The sequence below is a fragment of the Curtobacterium sp. BH-2-1-1 genome, from assembly GCF_001806325.1.
Classification (GTDB): Bacteria; Actinomycetota; Actinomycetes; order Actinomycetales; family Microbacteriaceae; genus Curtobacterium.
The window spans coordinates 3,493,387-3,509,847 of record NZ_CP017580.1; the positions used below are offsets into that span (position 1 = coordinate 3,493,387).

Annotated in this window: 14 protein-coding genes; 7 read left to right on the forward strand and 7 right to left on the reverse strand. The window is 71.4% G+C overall.

What is annotated here, in order from left to right:
* Position 1: 1 nt before the first annotated feature.
* Entirely contained in the window at positions 2-1,027 is a 1,026-nt protein-coding gene (gene sepH / locus BJK06_RS16535; protein WP_070418803.1) for a septation protein SepH, read from the reverse strand.
* Between the two features lie 265 nt (positions 1,028-1,292).
* Between sepH and BJK06_RS16540 the strand changes: the two genes are divergently transcribed.
* Positions 1,293-1,592, forward strand: a complete 300-nt coding sequence (locus BJK06_RS16540) for a DUF4193 domain-containing protein (RefSeq protein ID WP_031263038.1) — start codon at positions 1,293-1,295, stop codon at positions 1,590-1,592.
* A gap of 139 nt (positions 1,593-1,731) precedes the next feature.
* On the opposite strand, the gene BJK06_RS16545 is transcribed toward BJK06_RS16540, so the two are convergent.
* Positions 1,732-2,163, reverse strand: a complete 432-nt coding sequence (locus BJK06_RS16545; protein ID WP_070418804.1) for a DUF3093 domain-containing protein — start codon at positions 2,161-2,163, stop codon at positions 1,732-1,734.
* A 65-nt stretch (positions 2,164-2,228) separates the two neighbouring features.
* Between BJK06_RS16545 and dut the strand changes: the two genes are divergently transcribed.
* The 5 genes from dut to dxs all read left to right on the forward strand — a co-directional run bounded on the left by dut (position 2,229) and on the right by dxs (position 9,219).
* On the forward strand, positions 2,229-2,720 hold the full coding sequence (gene dut / locus BJK06_RS16550; RefSeq protein ID WP_070418805.1) for a dUTP diphosphatase: 492 nt from the start codon (positions 2,229-2,231) through the stop codon (positions 2,718-2,720).
* A complete protein-coding gene (locus BJK06_RS16555) occupies positions 2,717-3,439 on the forward strand; it encodes a DUF3710 domain-containing protein (protein WP_258027656.1) in 723 nt (240 codons plus the stop codon). Before dut ends, BJK06_RS16555 begins: the two co-directional genes overlap by 4 nt.
* Before the next feature lie 25 nt (positions 3,440-3,464).
* Positions 3,465-4,217 carry a DUF3159 domain-containing protein gene (locus BJK06_RS16560; RefSeq protein WP_070418806.1) on the forward strand — a complete coding sequence of 251 codons (753 nt, stop codon included), beginning with the start codon at positions 3,465-3,467 and terminating at the stop codon, positions 4,215-4,217.
* 129 nt (positions 4,218-4,346) lie between these two features.
* Positions 4,347-7,163 (forward strand): aconitate hydratase AcnA, encoded by a 2,817-nt coding sequence (acnA, locus tag BJK06_RS16565; RefSeq protein ID WP_070418807.1) that lies wholly within the window; start codon positions 4,347-4,349, stop codon positions 7,161-7,163.
* A 109-nt stretch (positions 7,164-7,272) separates the two neighbouring features.
* The gene (gene dxs, locus BJK06_RS16570) at positions 7,273-9,219 is read left to right on the forward strand and encodes a 1-deoxy-D-xylulose-5-phosphate synthase (protein ID WP_070418808.1); all 1,947 of its coding nucleotides are present in this window, start codon (positions 7,273-7,275) and stop codon (positions 9,217-9,219) included.
* 143 nt (positions 9,220-9,362) lie between these two features.
* Here the strand turns inward: dxs and BJK06_RS16575 are convergent, their stop codons facing one another.
* From BJK06_RS16575 to BJK06_RS16595, 5 genes are all read right to left on the reverse strand, one after another.
* Positions 9,363-9,719, reverse strand: a complete 357-nt coding sequence (locus BJK06_RS16575) for a hypothetical protein (RefSeq protein WP_070418809.1) — start codon at positions 9,717-9,719, stop codon at positions 9,363-9,365.
* A gap of 92 nt (positions 9,720-9,811) precedes the next feature.
* Complete coding sequence (locus BJK06_RS16580; protein ID WP_070418810.1) at positions 9,812-11,950, reverse strand: 3-hydroxyacyl-CoA dehydrogenase NAD-binding domain-containing protein; 2,139 nt, start codon at positions 11,948-11,950, stop codon at positions 9,812-9,814.
* A gap of 2 nt (positions 11,951-11,952) precedes the next feature.
* The gene (locus tag BJK06_RS16585; RefSeq protein WP_070418811.1) at positions 11,953-13,164 is read right to left on the reverse strand and encodes a thiolase family protein; all 1,212 of its coding nucleotides are present in this window, start codon (positions 13,162-13,164) and stop codon (positions 11,953-11,955) included.
* A gap of 126 nt (positions 13,165-13,290) precedes the next feature.
* A complete protein-coding gene (locus BJK06_RS16590; RefSeq protein WP_083295335.1) occupies positions 13,291-14,601 on the reverse strand; it encodes an HRDC domain-containing protein in 1,311 nt (436 codons plus the stop codon).
* On the reverse strand, positions 14,594-15,178 hold the full coding sequence (locus BJK06_RS16595) for a DUF3000 domain-containing protein (RefSeq protein ID WP_070418813.1): 585 nt from the start codon (positions 15,176-15,178) through the stop codon (positions 14,594-14,596). Before BJK06_RS16595 ends, BJK06_RS16590 begins: the two co-directional genes overlap by 8 nt.
* A 23-nt stretch (positions 15,179-15,201) precedes the next feature.
* Between BJK06_RS16595 and BJK06_RS16600 the strand changes: the two genes are divergently transcribed.
* Positions 15,202-16,425: an alpha/beta fold hydrolase gene (locus BJK06_RS16600; RefSeq protein ID WP_070418814.1), complete on the forward strand. Its 1,224-nt coding sequence runs from the start codon at positions 15,202-15,204 to the stop codon at positions 16,423-16,425.
* Positions 16,426-16,461 lie beyond the last annotated feature (36 nt).

The window sequence follows — 16,461 nt, forward strand, 5'->3', positions numbered from 1 at the left end:
ATCAGGCCGGGTCGTCGTCCGGCCGGGTCCCGAAGACGATCTCGTCCCAGCTCGGCATCGACCGTCGGTTCCGCTTCTTGCGGTCCTGTCGCCCGGCCTCGGCCTCGGGGGCGGAGGTGGGTCGGGCGTCCGGCTGCGGCGCGGTGTCCGACGAGTCCTCGAACCCCTGCAGCGGGATGTCGACGACGCTGATCGAGGTCCGTCGTCCGTCGTCCTGCGGCTGTTCGCCGAAGGCCGCGGCCTCGCGCTCGCCACGGCGGCGGCGGAGCGCCTCGAGCAGGTCGGCGGTCTCGTTGCCGGGGGCGCGTTCCTCGACGGCGGCTCCGATGCGGGGGAGCGGCGCGCGGAGCGGACGCTCCTGCACCTCGGGGTTCGTGACGTCCTCGTCGGGCTCGTCGACCCGGAACGCGCCGGAGTCGAACCGCGTCCCGTCGGTGTCCTGGTGGTCGTTCTCGACCGCACGGAGGCGCGGCGCGATGCCCTCGTCCTCGGTGTGCGAGAGCCGGTGCGCGTCGCCGTTGTCGGGCGTCAGCGTCGACGTCTTCGGGTCGAAGCGCCACTGTGCGTCGTGCTCGACCTCGGCGGCCGTGTAGTGCACGCGGACCTGCCAGCCGCTCTCGACGTGCTTCCACGACGCCCAGGCGATCCCGCTGGCCTCGCCCGCCTCGAGCTTGGCGGTGATCGCCTCGCCGAAGGTGTCGGGCGACTCGTCGTCGACCGGGGTGACCGGCACGCGGTGCGCGGCGTCGAGGATGAAGGCACGCTCGGCGAGGACGGGGCCCTCGAAGCGCCGCACGTACTCGACGTCGACGTCGAGCGCCAGGGCGACCTCGGCGGCGTCGGCACCGCCGCGGATCCGCGCCTGCACGTCCTTCGGGGACACGCGCTTGTGCGGACCGGACTCGGGGTTCGCCTGCCGGACCTGACCGGGCAGCGACGAGGTGACGGGCAGTCGGAACTCGGTCCCGCCGTCGGTCGCGAGCAGGAGTGCCCCGGACTCCACCCCGATGACTCTCACGTCTTGCATGGTTCCGCCTTCCGAGCGTCGCGTACGGTCGTGCCTCGTACCCCGTGAGTATGCAGCCGTCCGGACCCGATCCCGCGGAGGCGCACGGGCGTGCCGTGGACTCCCGTGCGAGCGTTTCCGGACAGCGGGAATGGACGGGCGGGCACACGGGTTGCAGCGCCAGAACGACCCGCCGGAGACTTCGGTTTGCGCTCTGGCGAGACGTGGTGCAAACTGTCGCCGCCGATCACCGGCGACGACCTCTCGATACGAGAAATGGATGGGCATGGCCACCGATTACGACGCCCCCCGGAAGACCGACGACAACTCCGACTCGGAGTCGATCGAGGCCCTCAAGGAGCGCGTTCCCGACAAGATGTCGGGGGTCGTCGACGATGATTCCGACAACCCCGGCAGCTTCGAGCTCGCCGGACAGGACCTCAGCGACGTCGACCTCGACGTCGTCGTGCTCCCGCCCCAGGTCGACGAGTTCACCTGCGTCGAGTGCTTCCTCGTGAAGCACCGCTCGCAGCTCGACCACGAGTCGAAGCTCGGCCCGGTCTGCGCGGAGTGCGCGGCGCTCTAGGGAACGCACGAAACCAGAACGGCCCGTCACCGCGAGGTGACGGGCCGTTCTGCGTGCGCTGGGCGGGCAGACGTGCGCCGTGCCGGACAGGAGGCGCGGGTCGGGCCCGCACCGCGCCTCCTGGATCGCAGGTGGGGACTCAGGACCGCAGGGCGGCGACGACGGCCGACGGGTTGCGGACGCTGACCAGCCAGTAGGGCGTCGGGTCCGCGGGGTCCTGCACCTCGACCTTGACGACCCCGCGCACGTAGCCGCGGAAGAGCGTCCAGGCGCGGGCGTCGAGCTTCGGCCCGCGCTGCGTGGTGGCCTCGGCGCCCTCGTAGCCCTCGACCTCGCCGACGAGCGTCCGCGGGAGGTGCGCCCGACCGGCGCGGAACTCGGTCTCCGTGACCTCGATGGTCGGAGCCAGCGCCCAGAGCAGCACGAGCACGCCGAGGTACATGCCGACCGCCACGAGGACGCCGGCGAGCACGCTGATCGGCAGGAACACGAGGAGGCTGGCGGGGATGACGAGCGCCGTCGCCAGGTAGAGGACGGGCGGAGCCCACAGTCGTTCGCGGTACAGGGTCACGACACCATTCGACCACGACTCCGGGCAGGTCACGGAACGGTCACGGTCTGCACTACCCTCGACACGTGACCGAACCAGTCGACGTGCTCTGGACCGGGGAGAACGCTCCCGGATACGCCCACCCCGGTGACGCCGGTGCGGACCTCGTCTCGACCGAGGCGTTCGTCCTGCAGCCCGGCGAGCGTCGGCTCGTGGGCACGGGCCTGAAGATCGCGCTGCCGGACGGGTACGCCGCGTTCGTGGTCCCGCGCAGCGGTCTCGCCGCCAAGCACGGCATCACGATCGTGAACGCCCCCGGCACCGTCGACGCCGGCTACCGCGGCGAGATCAAGGTCGCGCTGCTCAACACCGACCAGGCCGCCGCGCACGAGGTGCACGTCGGCGACCGCATCGCCCAGATGATCGTCATGCCGGTCCCGCGCGTGTCGTTCACCCGCGTCGACGAGCTGCCCGACAGCGTCCGCGGCCAGGGCGGGTTCGGCTCGTCGGGCTACGGTGACCGGAGCGGTGCCGTCAGCGGCGCCGCGGACAACGCTCAGGAAGGAACGCGCGCATGAAGTTCGGCCGACGCAAGCGTGACGAGGTCGAGGTGGCGGACGCCGTCGCCGACGAGGTCGAGGTGGCCGAGACGACGCCGGAGGTCGACATCGCGATCGACGCCGACGCCGACCTCGACGAGGTGGACGCCGTCGCGCCGACCGACAAGTCCGCGCCCGAGGACCGTGCCGAGAGCGGCCCGCACGACGAGACCGAGGCGAACCTGGTCCGTCCGTACGTCGACCTCGGCGGCGTGAAGGTCCTCCCGCGCGAGGGGCTCCACCTGCGGCTCGAGGTGGAGGAGGGCTCGCAGCGCGTCGTCGCGGTCGGGCTCGACTACGACGAGTCCACGCTGCAGGTGCAGCCGTTCGCCGCACCGCGCTCCACCGGGCTCTGGCACGAGATCCGCTCCCAGATCGCCGAGCAGATCGAGCGCCAGGGCGGCATCGTGTCCGAGGTCGACGGTCCGTTCGGCCCCGAGCTCCGCGCCCAGGTCCCGGTCGTCTCCGACGGCACGGGCGTCACCGACGGGGCCCGCCCCGCGCGGTTCATCGGCGTCGACGGCCCGCGCTGGTTCCTGCGCGGCGTGATCGCCGGCAAGGCCGCCGAGCAGCCCGACGACGCGGCCGAGATCGAGGACCTGTTCCGCAGCGTCGTCGTGGTCCGCGGGACCACCCCGATGCCGCCGCGCGACCTCATCCCGCTCCACATGCCGAAGTCGACGCAGTCGGCCATCTGACCGGCGACCCGAACCAGGAGGCACGGTGCCGGACCACGACGACACCACCCGTCCCGAGGCGGACGCGCCCGACGCGCTGCCCTCGTTCAGCGACCAGATGCGTGCCGCCGTCGCCAACACCGGGCTCGGCAAGGTCGCGCCGGGCGAGGCGCCGTCGGGGCACGCCCTCGTCGCGGCCATCGGCGGCGTGCGCGGCCTGGTCGAGTCCGTCCTGCCCGGGCTAGCGTTCCTCGTGGTCTACGCGATCACGAAGGAGGTCGTCCCGAGCGTCCTGATCCCGGTCGCGATCGGTGTCGTGTTCGTGGTGCTCCGCCTGCTGCAGCGCCAGTCGCTCGTGATGAGCCTCGCGGGGATCCTCGGCGTGGCGATCTCCGCCGGCCTCGCGCTCATCACCGGGCGGGCCGAGAGCAACTTCATCCCCGGGATCGTCATCAACGCCGTGTGGCTCGTCGGGCTGCTCGTGACGCTGGCGATCCGGCAGCCGCTCATCGGCCTGGTCGTCGGGTTCCTGCTCCCGCCGAACGAGGACGGCACCCCGCAGGACTGGCGTCGCGACCCGGCGAAGCGCCGTGTTCTGACCGTTGCCACCTGGCTCTGGGTCGGACTCTTCGCGATCCGGCTCCTCATCGAGGTGCCGCTGTACCTGACCGCCCAGGTCGAACTGCTCGCCGGCATCAAGCTCATCACGGGCGTCCCGCTCTACGCCGCCCTGCTCTGGGTGACCTGGCTGCTCGTCCGGACGGTGTTCAAGCGCGAGGGTGACGCCACCCGGGTGTAGAGTTGTCTCGACATCGAGATAATTCCCCGCAGCCCTTCCCGGGCTGGCGGGTTTAGGTTTGCCTTGCTGGTGGGACGCCTCGCGCCCCGCTTGGATGGGGGCACACCGATCAACCAGGGAGGCGGCACAGTGGCTGCAGTCAACAGCTTCGGCTCGAAGGACACGCTGTCGGTTGGGGGTGTCGACTACGCGATCCACCGGATCGACACGGTGCCCGGGCACGAGAAGCTCCCGTACAGCCTGAAGGTGCTGCTCGAGAACCTCCTCCGCACCGAGGACGGCAAGAACGTCACCGAGGACCAGATCCGCGCCCTCGGGTCGTGGCAGTCCGACGCCGAGCCGGACACGGAGATCCAGTTCTCGCCGGCCCGCGTGGTCATGCAGGACTTCACCGGCGTCCCGTGCATCGTCGACCTCGCCACCATGCGCGAGGCGATGGCCGAGATCGGCGGCGACCCGAACAAGATCAACCCGCTGTCGCCGGCCGAGATGGTCATCGACCACTCCGTCATCGCCGACCTCTTCGGTCGCGAGGACGCACTCCAGCGCAACACCGACCTCGAGTACGAGCGGAACGGTGAGCGCTACCAGTTCCTCCGCTGGGGCCAGACCGCGTTCGAGGACTTCAAGGTCGTCCCGCCCGGCACCGGCATCGTGCACCAGGTCAACATCGAGTACCTGGCGAAGGTCACCTACACGCGTGACTTCGACGGCGAGACCTACGCCTACCCGGACACCCTCGTCGGCACCGACTCGCACACCACGATGGTGAACGGGCTCGGCGTGCTCGGCTGGGGCGTCGGCGGCATCGAGGCCGAGGCGGCCATGCTCGGGCAGCCGGTGTCGATGCTCATCCCGAAGGTCGTCGGCTTCAAGCTGTCCGGGTCGATCCCGGCCGGCGTGACCGCGACCGACGTGGTGCTCACCATCACGCAGGAGCTCCGCAAGCACGGCGTCGTCGGCAAGTTCGTCGAGTTCTACGGCGAGGGCGTCGGCGAGGTCCCGCTCGCGAACCGCGCCACCATCGGCAACATGTCGCCGGAGTTCGGCTCCACGGCGGCGATGTTCCCGGTCGACGACGTGACGCTCGACTACCTCCGCCTCACCGGCCGCTCCGAGGACCAGATCGCGCTCGTCGAGGCCTACGCCAAGACCCAGGGCCTCTGGCACGACGCGGCGGTCGAGCCGAACTACTCCGAGTACATGGAGCTCGACCTCTCGACGGTCGTCCCCTCGATCTCGGGCCCGAAGCGCCCCCAGGACCGCATCGAGCTCTCGAAGGCGAAGACCCAGTTCGAGGCCGACCTCGGCAACTACACGACGCCGAGCGAGCAGACCGACCTCGACGACGCGGTGGAGGAGACCTTCCCGGCCTCCGACCCGATCGCCGCCGGTTCCACGAACGAGGACACCGCGCTGCACGAGCACGTCTACGTCTCGAGCGCCCCGTCGACGGCCTCGCAGCCGACGAAGGTCGCGATGGACGGGGCCGACCCGTTCACGATCGACCACGGTGCCGTCGCGATCGCCGCCATCACGTCGTGCACGAACACGTCGAACCCGTCGGTCATGATGGCCGCCGGCATCCTCGCCCGGAACGCCGCGCAGAAGGGCCTCACCGCGAAGCCGTGGGTCAAGACCACGCTGGCGCCGGGGTCGAAGGTGGTCACGGACTACTACGAGAAGGCCGGTCTCACGACCTACCTCGAGCAGCTCGGCTTCTACACGGTCGGCTACGGCTGCACCACCTGCATCGGCAACTCGGGCCCGCTGCCGGAGGAGATCTCGCAGGCCGTGCAGGACAACGACCTCGCCGTCACCGCGGTGCTCTCGGGCAACCGCAACTTCGAGGGGCGCATCAACCCCGACGTGAAGATGAACTACCTGGCCTCCCCGCCGCTGGTCATCGCGTACGCCCTCGCCGGGTCGATGCACTTCGACTTCGACAAGGATGCCCTCGGGCAGGACCAGGACGGCAAGGACGTCTTCCTGCAGGACATCTGGCCCGACGCGGTCGAGGTCCAGCAGGTCATCGACGCGTCGATCGACACCGAGATGTTCACCCACGAGTACGGCTCCGTGTTCGAGGGCGACGACCGCTGGAAGAACCTGCCGACCCCGACGGGCGACACGTTCGAGTGGGACACCGAGTCGACCTACGTGCGGAAGCCCCCGTACTTCGAGGGCATGACCATGCAGCCCGACGCGGTGTCGGACATCTCCGGCGCCCGCGTGCTCGCGAAGCTCGGCGACTCGGTCACGACCGACCACATCTCGCCGGCCGGGTCGATCAAGGCCGACAGCCCGGCGGGCAAGTACCTCGCCGAGCACGGCGTCGACCGCAAGGACTTCAACTCCTACGGCTCGCGTCGCGGCAACCACGAGGTCATGATCCGCGGCACGTTCGCGAACATCCGCCTCCGCAACCAGCTCCTCGACGGCGTGGAGGGCGGCTACACCCGCGACTTCACGACGCCGGACGGTGCGCAGTCGTTCATCTACGACGCCTCGCAGCACTACCAGGAGCAGGGCATCCCGCTCGTCATCTTCGGTGGCAAGGAGTACGGCTCCGGTTCGTCCCGCGACTGGGCGGCGAAGGGCACGAACCTGCTCGGCGTCCGCGCGGTCATCACCGAGAGCTTCGAGCGCATCCACCGCTCGAACCTCATCGGCATGGGCGTCGTGCCGCTGCAGTTCCCCGCCGGCGAGTCGGTCGAGTCCCTCGGGCTCGACGGCACCGAGGTCGTCTCGATCTCCGGCCTGACCGAGCTGAACGAGGGCCGTACGCCCAAGACGGTGCACGTCACGGCTGCGCCGAGCGAGCACTCGCCCGCCGGCAAGGAGACGATCGAGTTCGACGCGGTCGTCCGCATCGACACCCCGGGTGAGGCGGACTACTACCGCAACGGCGGCATCCTGCAGTACGTGCTGCGGTCGCTCGTCTGACGCACCCGTCCGACGGACAGGAGGCGCGGTGCCAGCTGGCACCGCGCCTCCCGTCCGTTGTCGGGTCACGCGCATAGAGTGGGCCGACAGCCCCACGAAAGGAGCGCCCGTGAGTCTGCTCTCGAGCATCACGTCGCCGCGCGACCTGAAGCGTCTCTCCGACGCGCAGATGACGGACCTCGCCGCCGAGATCCGACGCTTCCTCGTCGCCGAGGTCGCGAAGACCGGCGGCCACCTCGGCCCGAACCTCGGCGTCGTCGAGCTCACGCTGGCCATGCACCGGGTGTTCGACTCGCCGCACGACCCGTTCGTCTTCGACACCGGGCACCAGTCGTACGTGCACAAGCTCGTCACCGGGCGGCAGGACTTCTCGCGGCTGCGCGAGCGTGGCGGCCTCGCCGGGTACCCGCAGCGAAGCGAGTCGGAGCACGACATCGTGGAGTCCTCGCACGCGTCCTCGTCGCTGTCCTGGGCGGACGGCATCTCGCGCGCCTTCGTGCAGACCGGCCAGGCCGACCGGACCGTGGTCGCGGTCGTCGGCGACGGCTCGCTCACCGGCGGGATGACGTGGGAGGCCCTCAACAACATCTCCGACGGCAACGACCGTCGACTCGTCATCGTCGTCAACGACAACGGGCGCTCCTACGCACCGACCATCGGTGGCATGGCGCGGTTCCTCAGCTCGGTGCGCACGCGCCGCGAGTACCGGGCGCTGTTCGAGAAGTCCCAGGCCGCGGCGGCGCGGTTCGGTGCACCAGGGCGGGCGCTCTACCGCGGGATGCGCGGCGGGCTGCACGGGTTCCTCTCGCGGTTCACGAACAACGAGGCGCTCTACTCGAACCTCGACATCAAGTACATCGGGCCGGTGAACGGGCACGACCAGCGGGCGATGGAGGCCGCACTCCGCCAGGCGAAGGCCTACGGCGCGCCGACGATCGTGCACGCCATCACCGAGAAGGGGCACGGGTTCGAGCCCGCGCTGCGCGACCAGGCCGACCAGTTCCACGCGGTCGGGCACATCGACCCGGAGACCGGGGAGTCGCTCGACGTGTCGTCGGGGCCGTCGTGGACCTCGGTGTTCGCCTCGACGCTGGCGGAGGTCGGTGCGTCGGACGAGAAGATCGTGGCGATCACCGCGGCGATGCTCCGCCCGACCGGGCTGCACCTCTTCCAGGAACAGCACCCCTCGCGCGTGATCGACGTCGGGATCGCCGAGCAGCACGCCGTGACGACCGCGGCCGGACTCGCGTTCGGCGGCCTGCACCCCGTCGTGGCGCTGTACGCGACGTTCCTGAACCGGGCGTTCGACCAGGTGCTCATGGACGTGGCCCTGCACAAGGCCGGCGTCACCTTCGTCCTCGACCGCGCGGGCATCACCGGGCCGGACGGGCCGTCGCACCACGGCATGTGGGACCTCGCGTTGCTGCAGGTCGTGCCCGGGATCCGGATCGCCGCACCGCGTGACGCCGCGACCCTGCGCGAGGAGTTCCGCGAGGCCGTCGCCGTCGACGACGCACCCACCGTGCTGCGCTGGTCGAAGGGACAGGTCGGGCCGGACATCGTCGCGGAGCGTCGACTCCCGGACGGGGTGGACGTGCTGCGGTCGCCGTCGTCCGACCAGGAGCCCGACGTCCTGTTCGTCGCCGTGGGGTCGATGGTGCCGGTGGCGCTCGACGCGGCGGCGCTGCTCGAGTCCCAGGGCATCGGCGTCACGGTCGTCGACCCGCGGTGGGTGGTGCCGATCCCAGCGTCGCTCATCGACCTGTCGCGTGACCACAGGCTCGTGATCACGCTCGAGGACGGGGTGCGGGTCGGTGGCGTCGGGACGCGGCTGCGGCAGGACCTGCGCGCTGCGGGTGTCGACACCGGGGTGAACGAGCTCGGGCTGCCGGACGCGTTCATCGACCACGCGTCGCGGTCCCAGATCCTCGAGGACGTGGGGCTGACCGCGCAGGCGATCGCCCGGGACGTCATCGACCAGGTCGTCGGGACGAAGCTGCCGCAGGCGAAGCCGGCGCGGGCGGCGTCGCGCTCCCGGGAGTCCGCCGACCGCTGAGCGGCGCGGGCGCGGGCGCGCCGGTCGTGGCCCGGCCCGGCGGGTCGAACCACGAATGCGACGTCAAACCGGGCGGATCGACGAGTTCGATGTCGGATCCGTGGTTCGGCGTGACGTTCGTTGTGCGAGTGTGTGCGGCGGGGTCAGTGCGGCGCGGGCGGCCCGGCGGCCGCGGACACGAGCTCGCGCAGGATCGCGCGGGCCATCGGCGTCACCCAGAGGACCTGGCCGTACGACAGGCCGTCGCGGCCCTCGCGGATGATCTCCACGCGCGAGGATGTCGGCCCCTCGCGCGAGAACGTCATGACGATGTTCTCGGCGCGGACGGCGAACGAGGTCCGGCGGCCGATGACGGCTCCGTCCGGACGGATCTCCATCGCCGCTGCTCCCGGGACGGCGAGCACGGCGCGGTCGAGCAGCTCCGGGACCTCGTCGAGCGGCACGGGCACGACGACGCTGGGGTGCCCGGTCGTCCTCGGTGCCCACCACTCCTGTGCCATGCCTGCACGCTACGCCGGGTGGAACCACGAAACCGACGTCGAACCGGGCACACGGCCTGGTTCGACGTCGGTTTCGTGGTTCGACGCCGGGGTCAGCGCGAGGCCTGCCCGACGATCAGCGGCTCGTGGAACGCCCCGCCGAAGACCCGCTCGGACGCACCGGAGCGGTCGAGGTACGGGCTGATGCCACCGGCCTGGAACGGGTAGCCCGCGCCGAGGATGAGCCCGAGGTCGATCTCCTCGACGTGCTGGACGACCCCGTCCTCGAGCATGCGGTGCAGCTCGTCGGCGAGGGCGTCCTCGAAGCGGCGCTGCATCTCGGCAGCGTCGACCGGCTTCGCGTCCTTCTTCGACGGTGCGACGAGCTTCACGGCAGCGGGGTCGTACCCGGTCGCGGTGCCCTTCTTGTCGCGGGTCAGGATGTGCCCGAACTCGGCGATCTTCTTCAGGCCGTCACCCGGGTAGAAGCGCTCCGGCCAGGCGGCGTGGTGCGAGTCGAGCACGTGCGCACCGACCGGCAGGCCGACGAGCTCGAGCAGCTCGAACGGGGACATCGGCAGGCCGAGCGGCGCAGCGCCCTGGGCGACGACTTCGAACGACGTGCCCTCCTCGACGCCGCGCATCGCCTCGCCGAGGACCCGGGCGAGCACCCGGTTCACGACGAAGCCCGGCTGGTCGGCCGTGATGATCGCGGTCTTCTTGAGCGTCTTCGCGACGGCGAGGGCCGTGGCGAGGGTCTCGTCGGAGGTCGAGGCGGTGCGCACGACCTCGAGCAGCGGCATCACGGCGACGGGGTTGAAGAAGTGGAACCCGACGAGTCGCGACGGATCGGACAGCACGGAGCCCATCTCGGACACCGACAGCGACGAGGTGTTCGTGGCGAGGATCGCGTCCGGAGCGATGACCTGCTCGATCTTCCGGAAGACCTCCTGCTTGACGCTCATCTCCTCGAAGACGGCCTCGATGACCCAGTCGGCGTCCGCGAACGCGTCGTAGGACACTGACCCGGACACGAGCGCCTTGATGCGGTTCGCGTCGTCGGGGGAGACCCGGCCCTTGTCGAGGAGCTTGTCCACCTCGCCGCGGATGCGCTCCACGCCGGCGTCGACGCGCGACTGGTCGACGTCGGTGATGACGACCGGGACGCCGAGGCGTCGGGCGAAGAGCAGCGCGAACTGGGATGCCATCAGGCCGGCGCCCAGGACGCCGACCTTCGTGACGGGGCGCGGCGAGACGTCCGCGGGGGCGCCCACCGGCTTCTTCGCGCGCTTCTGCACGAGGTCGAACGCGTACATCGACGCGGCGAACTGGTCGCCCGAGATGAGGTCGGCCAGGGCGTCGTCCTCGTCGGCGAACCGCTCGTCGAGCGAGCCGGACTTCGCCGCGGCGACGAGGTCGAGCGCCCGGAACGGCGACTTCGGGACCGTGCCGATCTTCGACGCGACCTGGCTGCGGGCGACCTTCACGACGGTGCCCCACGCGGCCTTCTCGATCATGCCGGGCTCGTTCTTCCGCACGACCTTGGTGCGACCCGACACGACGCCGTCGATCCACGCCACCGCGGACGGCAGGAAGGTGACCGAGGGGATCAGCGCGTCGCCGATACCGAGCTCGACCGCGGCCGGACCGTCCATCAGGCGGTTGTTCTTGAGCGGGTTCTCGACGATGACGCGGAGCGCCTTCTCGGGGCCGATCAGGCGGGGGAGCAGCGTCGCGCCGCCCCACCCGGGGATGATGCCGAGGAAGACCTCGGGGAGCCCGATGCCCTGCGCGGCCGACGAGAACGCCCGGTACGTGCAGTGCAGCCCGATCTCGAGGCCACCGCCGAGCGCGATCCCGTTGATGAGCGCGAAGGAGGGGACCCCGAGGTCGGAGAGCTTCCGGAGCGTCGCGTGTCCGAGGGCGGCCAGGTCGTGGGCGACGTCCCGCGACGGCACCGAGGCGGCCTGGGAGAGGTCGGCACCGGCGGCGAAGCAGTACTCCTTGCCGGTGATCGCCACGGCCTGGATCGTCCCGGCGGACGCTTCGGTCCGCAGGGTGTCGAGGACCCCGGAGAGCTCGTGCAGCGTGCGCGGCCCGAGGGTCGACGGTCGCTTGTAGTCCTTGCCGTTGTCGAGCGTGATGAGCGCGAGCGTGCCACCGGACGGCAGCGCGACGTGCTTCAGGTACGAGTGCGTGACCACCTCGTCCTCGCTGAGGGCGAGGAGCTGGTCGTTGTCGACGATGGTCATGGTCACGCCGCCTTCCGTGCCGCGGACTTGCTGAAGTTCGGGTTCTCCCAGATGACGGTGCCGCCCTGGCCGAGCCCGATGCACATCGTCGTGATGCCGTACCGGACGTCCGGGCGCTCGGCGAACTGGGCTGCGAGCTGGGTCATCAGGCGGACGCCACTCGAGGCGAGCGGGTGCCCGACGGCGATCGCGCCGCCCCAGGCGTTCACGTTCGTCGAGTCCTGGGCGATCCCGTAGTTGTCGAGGAAGGCGAGCACCTGGACGGCGAACGCCTCGTTGATCTCGAACAGCCCGATGTCGTCGATCGACAGCCCGGCCTTCGCCAGCGCCTTGTCGGTCGCGGGCACCGGCCCGATGCCCATCACCTCGGGGTCGACGCCCGCGAACGCGAACGAGACCATGCGCATCTTCGTCGGCAGTCCGTGCTGCTTCGCCGCGTCGGCCGAGGCGAGCAGGCTCATGGTGGCGCCGTCGTTCAGGCCTGCCGCGTTGCCGGCGGTGATGCGTCCGTGCGAGCGGAACGGCGTCTTCAGCGCTGCCAGGGCCTCGAGCGTGGTGCCGGGGCGGGGCGGCTCGTCACTGGAGACGATGTCCCAGCCCTCTCCGGTGTTCACCTCGACCGGCACCAGGTCCGGCTGGAGCTTGCCCGCGGCCCACGCGGCGGCGTAGCGCTGCTGGGACTGGACGGCGTAGGCGTCCGTGCGGTCCTTGGTGATCGCGGGGAAGCGGTCGTGCAGGCGCTCGGCGGTCTTGCCCATCACGAGCGCGTCGCCGTTGACCATGCGCTCGGCGATGAAGCGCGGGTTCGGGTCGGAGTTGAAGCCCATCGGGTGGCGCCCCATGTGCTCGACACCGCCGGCGATGGCGACGTCGGCCGCGCCGAACGCGATGGCGCCGGCGAGGGTGGTCACGCTCGTCATGGCACCGGCGCACATGCGGTCGATCGCGTACCCGGGGACGGTCTTCGGGAGTCCGGCGAGCATCCCGACCGTCCGGCCGAGGGTGAGCCCCTGGTCGCCCTGCTGCGTGGTGGCCGCCACGGCGACGTCGTCCACCGCAGCCCCGTCCAACGAGGCGTTCCGGTCGAGGAGTCCGCGCATCGCGTGCACCGCGAGGTCATCCGCGCGGGTCTTCCAGAACACCCCCTTCTCCCCGGCTCGTCCGAACGGTGTCCGAACTCCGTCGACGAAGACGACGTCTGCTGCCTTTGGCAATCTGGGCCTCCAGATCCTCGTTGATCAGGCTGGGCGCGTCCCGCCCCGCCCGGCCGGGTCCGACCCGGCGTGCACGAGCGACGCTATGCCCCGAGCCTGTGCGGACGCATGCCCGTTGGGGCGTTCCTACGACTCGGTGTTGCTCTCGGCAGCAGGCTCCTGTGCAGCAGCGACAAAGGCGTGCGCGATGATCGACGCCGTCTCCTCGACCTGCCAGGGGCGGGCGTCGTGCGCGGCGAGCACGGCACCGACGGTCTCGGTGGCGATCGGCGTCGGCGGCTCCCACGACACCGTGCGGAGGGTGTCCGGCGTGAGCAGGTTCTCGACGGGCAGGTCGAGCTCCTCGGCGCGCTGCACCACGGCGGCCCGTGCGGCCTTGTACCGGCGGTCGGCTGCCGGGTTGCGGTCGGCCCAGGCCCGGGGCGGCGGCAGCGTGGCCTCGCCGGTGCCGCGGAGCCGCGGGAGGTCCTCGGTCGTGCGGCCCTCGTCGACGGCGGCCCACCAGCGGTCGAGCTCGGACCGGCTGGCACGACCCGTGAAGGCCTTCACCCCGCTCAGCTCGCCCTTCGAGGCCGGGTTCGCCGCCGCGGCCGCGACGATCGCCGAGTCCGGGATGGTGCGACCCGGTGCGATGTCGGCTTCGCGGGCGTAGGCGTCGCGTGCCGTCCAGAGCGACCGGGCGATCGCGAGTGCCCTGGAGCCACGGAGGGCGTGCATGCCGGACAGGCGGCGCCACGGCTCGGCCTTCGGCGGCTTCGGTGCCCGTGTCAGGACGGCCGCGAACTCCTCTTCGGCGATGCGGGTCTTGCCCGCCTCGTCGAGCTTCGCCGCGAGCGCGTCACGGAGGTCGGGGAGCAGTTCGACGTCGAGTGCCGCGTACACCAACCACGACTGCGGGAGCGGCCGGGTCGACCAGTCCGCGGCGGAGTGGGCCTTCGCGAGCGTGATCCCGAGCAGCTGCTCCACGACGGCACCGAGGCCGACCCGGGGGAACCCGGCGATGCGGGCACCGAGCTCGGTGTCGAAGATGCGGGTCGGGACGAGGCCGACCTCCTGCAGGCAGGGGAGGTCCTGCGACGCGGCGTGGAAGAGCCACTCCTCGTCGACGATCGCTTCCTGGAGCTCGGAGAAGTCGCCGATCGGGATCGGGTCGAAGAGGAACGCGCCGGCACCGCGGCGGAACACCTGGATGAGGTACGCCCGCTGCGAGTACCGGTAGCCGCTCGCGCGCTCGGCGTCGACGGCGACCGAGCCGTGGCCCGCCGCGATGGCGGCGACGGCGTCGAGGTACTCCTCGCGCGAGGCGATCACGTGGACCGCGTCGTGCGACGCCTCGAACGCCGGCGACGCCGCGGACGGAGCAGCCGACGGCGGAACAGCCGGCGACGCCGACGGGACAGCGGGCGACGCCCCGGCCGGAGATGCGGGGTCAGTCACGTGCGAGCCTCCTCGGGGCCAACAGGGTCACGCCGTCCGACGCGGGCGGCAGACCGGCGAGCATCGCCACGATCTCCTCCCACGCCTCGACGTGTGCGGTGAGGTCGTCCCCGCGCGGGGTCCACGAGGCGCGCAGTTCGAGCTGCGCCCCGTCGCCCTGCGCCGCGAGGTCGCCGTAGCCGCGGGAGATGATCTTGGTCGCCGTGCCCGAGGCGTGGTCGTAGGTCGCACCGTGCGCGGCGAGGGCGTCGACGAGCCAGCTCCACGTGACGTCGGCGACGAACTCGTCGACACCGATCTCGGGTTCGAGCGGTGCCTGGGCGAAGGTCACGATGCGGAACGACCCGCCCCAGCCCTCGGGTTCGTCCGGGTCGTGCAGGGCGATGAACCGGCCCGTCCCGAGGTCGGAGTCGATGCCGTGCGCCGCACCCGAGACGTCCGCCGCCAGGGCGATCGAGAACGGGGCGATGCGCGACGGCGAGGGGATCTCGGTGACGGTCGTCTCGGCGCGCGCGCCGCCGGACGCCACGAACGCACGGAGCCGCGCGAAGGCGTCGGGCTCTCGGGTTTCGGACACGAATGCAGACTAGGCTCCGGACCATGTCCCGATCCGCGCGACCCGCCGAGGACGTCGTCCAGGAGACCGCACGATCGGCCGGGTTCGTCGCACTGGGAGCGGGCATCGCAGCGGCCGCCGTCACCACCGCGGTGATCGGCGGGTTCGTCGCGGCGGTGGCCCGAGCGGTGGTCACCCCCGACCGCAAGCGCACCGAACGCGTCCCGATCCACGCTGTCGACCCCGTGCGGCGGACGGTGACGCTCGAGCGCACCGCGGACACCGAACTGCAGGGCCGCTACAGCCTCTGGTTCGGCGGCGGGACGGGGCACATGCGTGTCGGCGAGGTCCTCGGCACCACCGACACGACCGTCACCCGCCGCATCATCGCGATCGACGCCGGCGACCCCACGGCGGCCCGCCGGGGTCGGTGGGGCGGCTGGTTCTACCTGACCCCCGGGGAGCTCGACGTCCCGGTCGAGGACATCGACGTCCCCACCCCGAACGGCCCCGCACCCGCCTGGGTGGTCCGCGCCGACGACCCGGACGCGCCGTGGGCCGTCCTCGTGCACGGTCGTGGCGTGACCCGCGCCGAGACGATCCGCGCGGTGCCGGTCTTCCGGGCGGCGGGGTACTCCGTGGTGCTGGCGAGCTGGCGCAACGACGGCGTCGCCCCGCGGAGCGTCGACGGCCGCTACGGCCTCGGCAGCACCGAGTGGGAGGACATCGACGCGGTCCTCCGCTGGCTCGCCGGGCAGGGCGCGTCGAGCGTCGTCCTGATGGGCTGGTCGATGGGCGGCGCGGTCGTGCTGCAGACCCTGGTCCGGTCGGCGTTCGCGGACCTCGTGGACGGTGTCGTGCTCGAGTCGCCGGTGGTCGACTGGCACGCTGTGCTCAAGTCGCAGAGCCAGCTGCTCCGCCTGCCGCGGCCGGTCCGGAAGGTCGCGCAGCGCCTCCTCCGCACCCCGGTCCTGCACCGGGTCACGGGCCTGCGGCAGCCGGTCGACCTGCGGCAGCTCGACATGGTCGCGCGGGCCGACGAGCTGCACGTGCCGATCCTGCTCATGCACAGCGACGACGACGGGTTCGTCCCGTCGTCCGCGTCGCACGCCCTCGCCGAGGCCCGGCCCGACATCGTGCGGCTCGAGGTGCAGACGACCGCCCGGCACACCAAGCTCTGGAACCACGACGCCGACTGGTTCGACGCCCGCATCCTCGCGTGGCTGACCGAGGTGGTCCAGCGAGACGGCGCGGCCAACGCGCGGTAGACGCATCCACAGACGGACGGGAGGCGCGGTGCCAGC

Bases quoted from the DNA above. Each gene is read 5' to 3' on its own strand.
- sepH (WP_070418803.1), bottom strand. From the start codon at position 1,027: ATGCAAGACGTGAGAGTCATCGGGGTGGAGTCCGGGGCACTCCTGCTC.
- BJK06_RS16540 (WP_031263038.1), top strand. From the start codon at position 1,293: ATGGCCACCGATTACGACGCCCCCCGGAAGACCGACGACAACTCCGAC.
- BJK06_RS16555 (WP_258027656.1), top strand. From the start codon at position 2,717: ATGAAGTTCGGCCGACGCAAGCGTGACGAGGTCGAGGTGGCGGACGCC.
- BJK06_RS16575 (WP_070418809.1), bottom strand. From the start codon at position 9,719: ATGGCACAGGAGTGGTGGGCACCGAGGACGACCGGGCACCCCAGCGTC.
- BJK06_RS16580 (WP_070418810.1), bottom strand. From the start codon at position 11,950: ATGACCATCGTCGACAACGACCAGCTCCTCGCCCTCAGCGAGGACGAG.
- BJK06_RS16600 (WP_070418814.1), top strand. From the start codon at position 15,202: ATGTCCCGATCCGCGCGACCCGCCGAGGACGTCGTCCAGGAGACCGCA.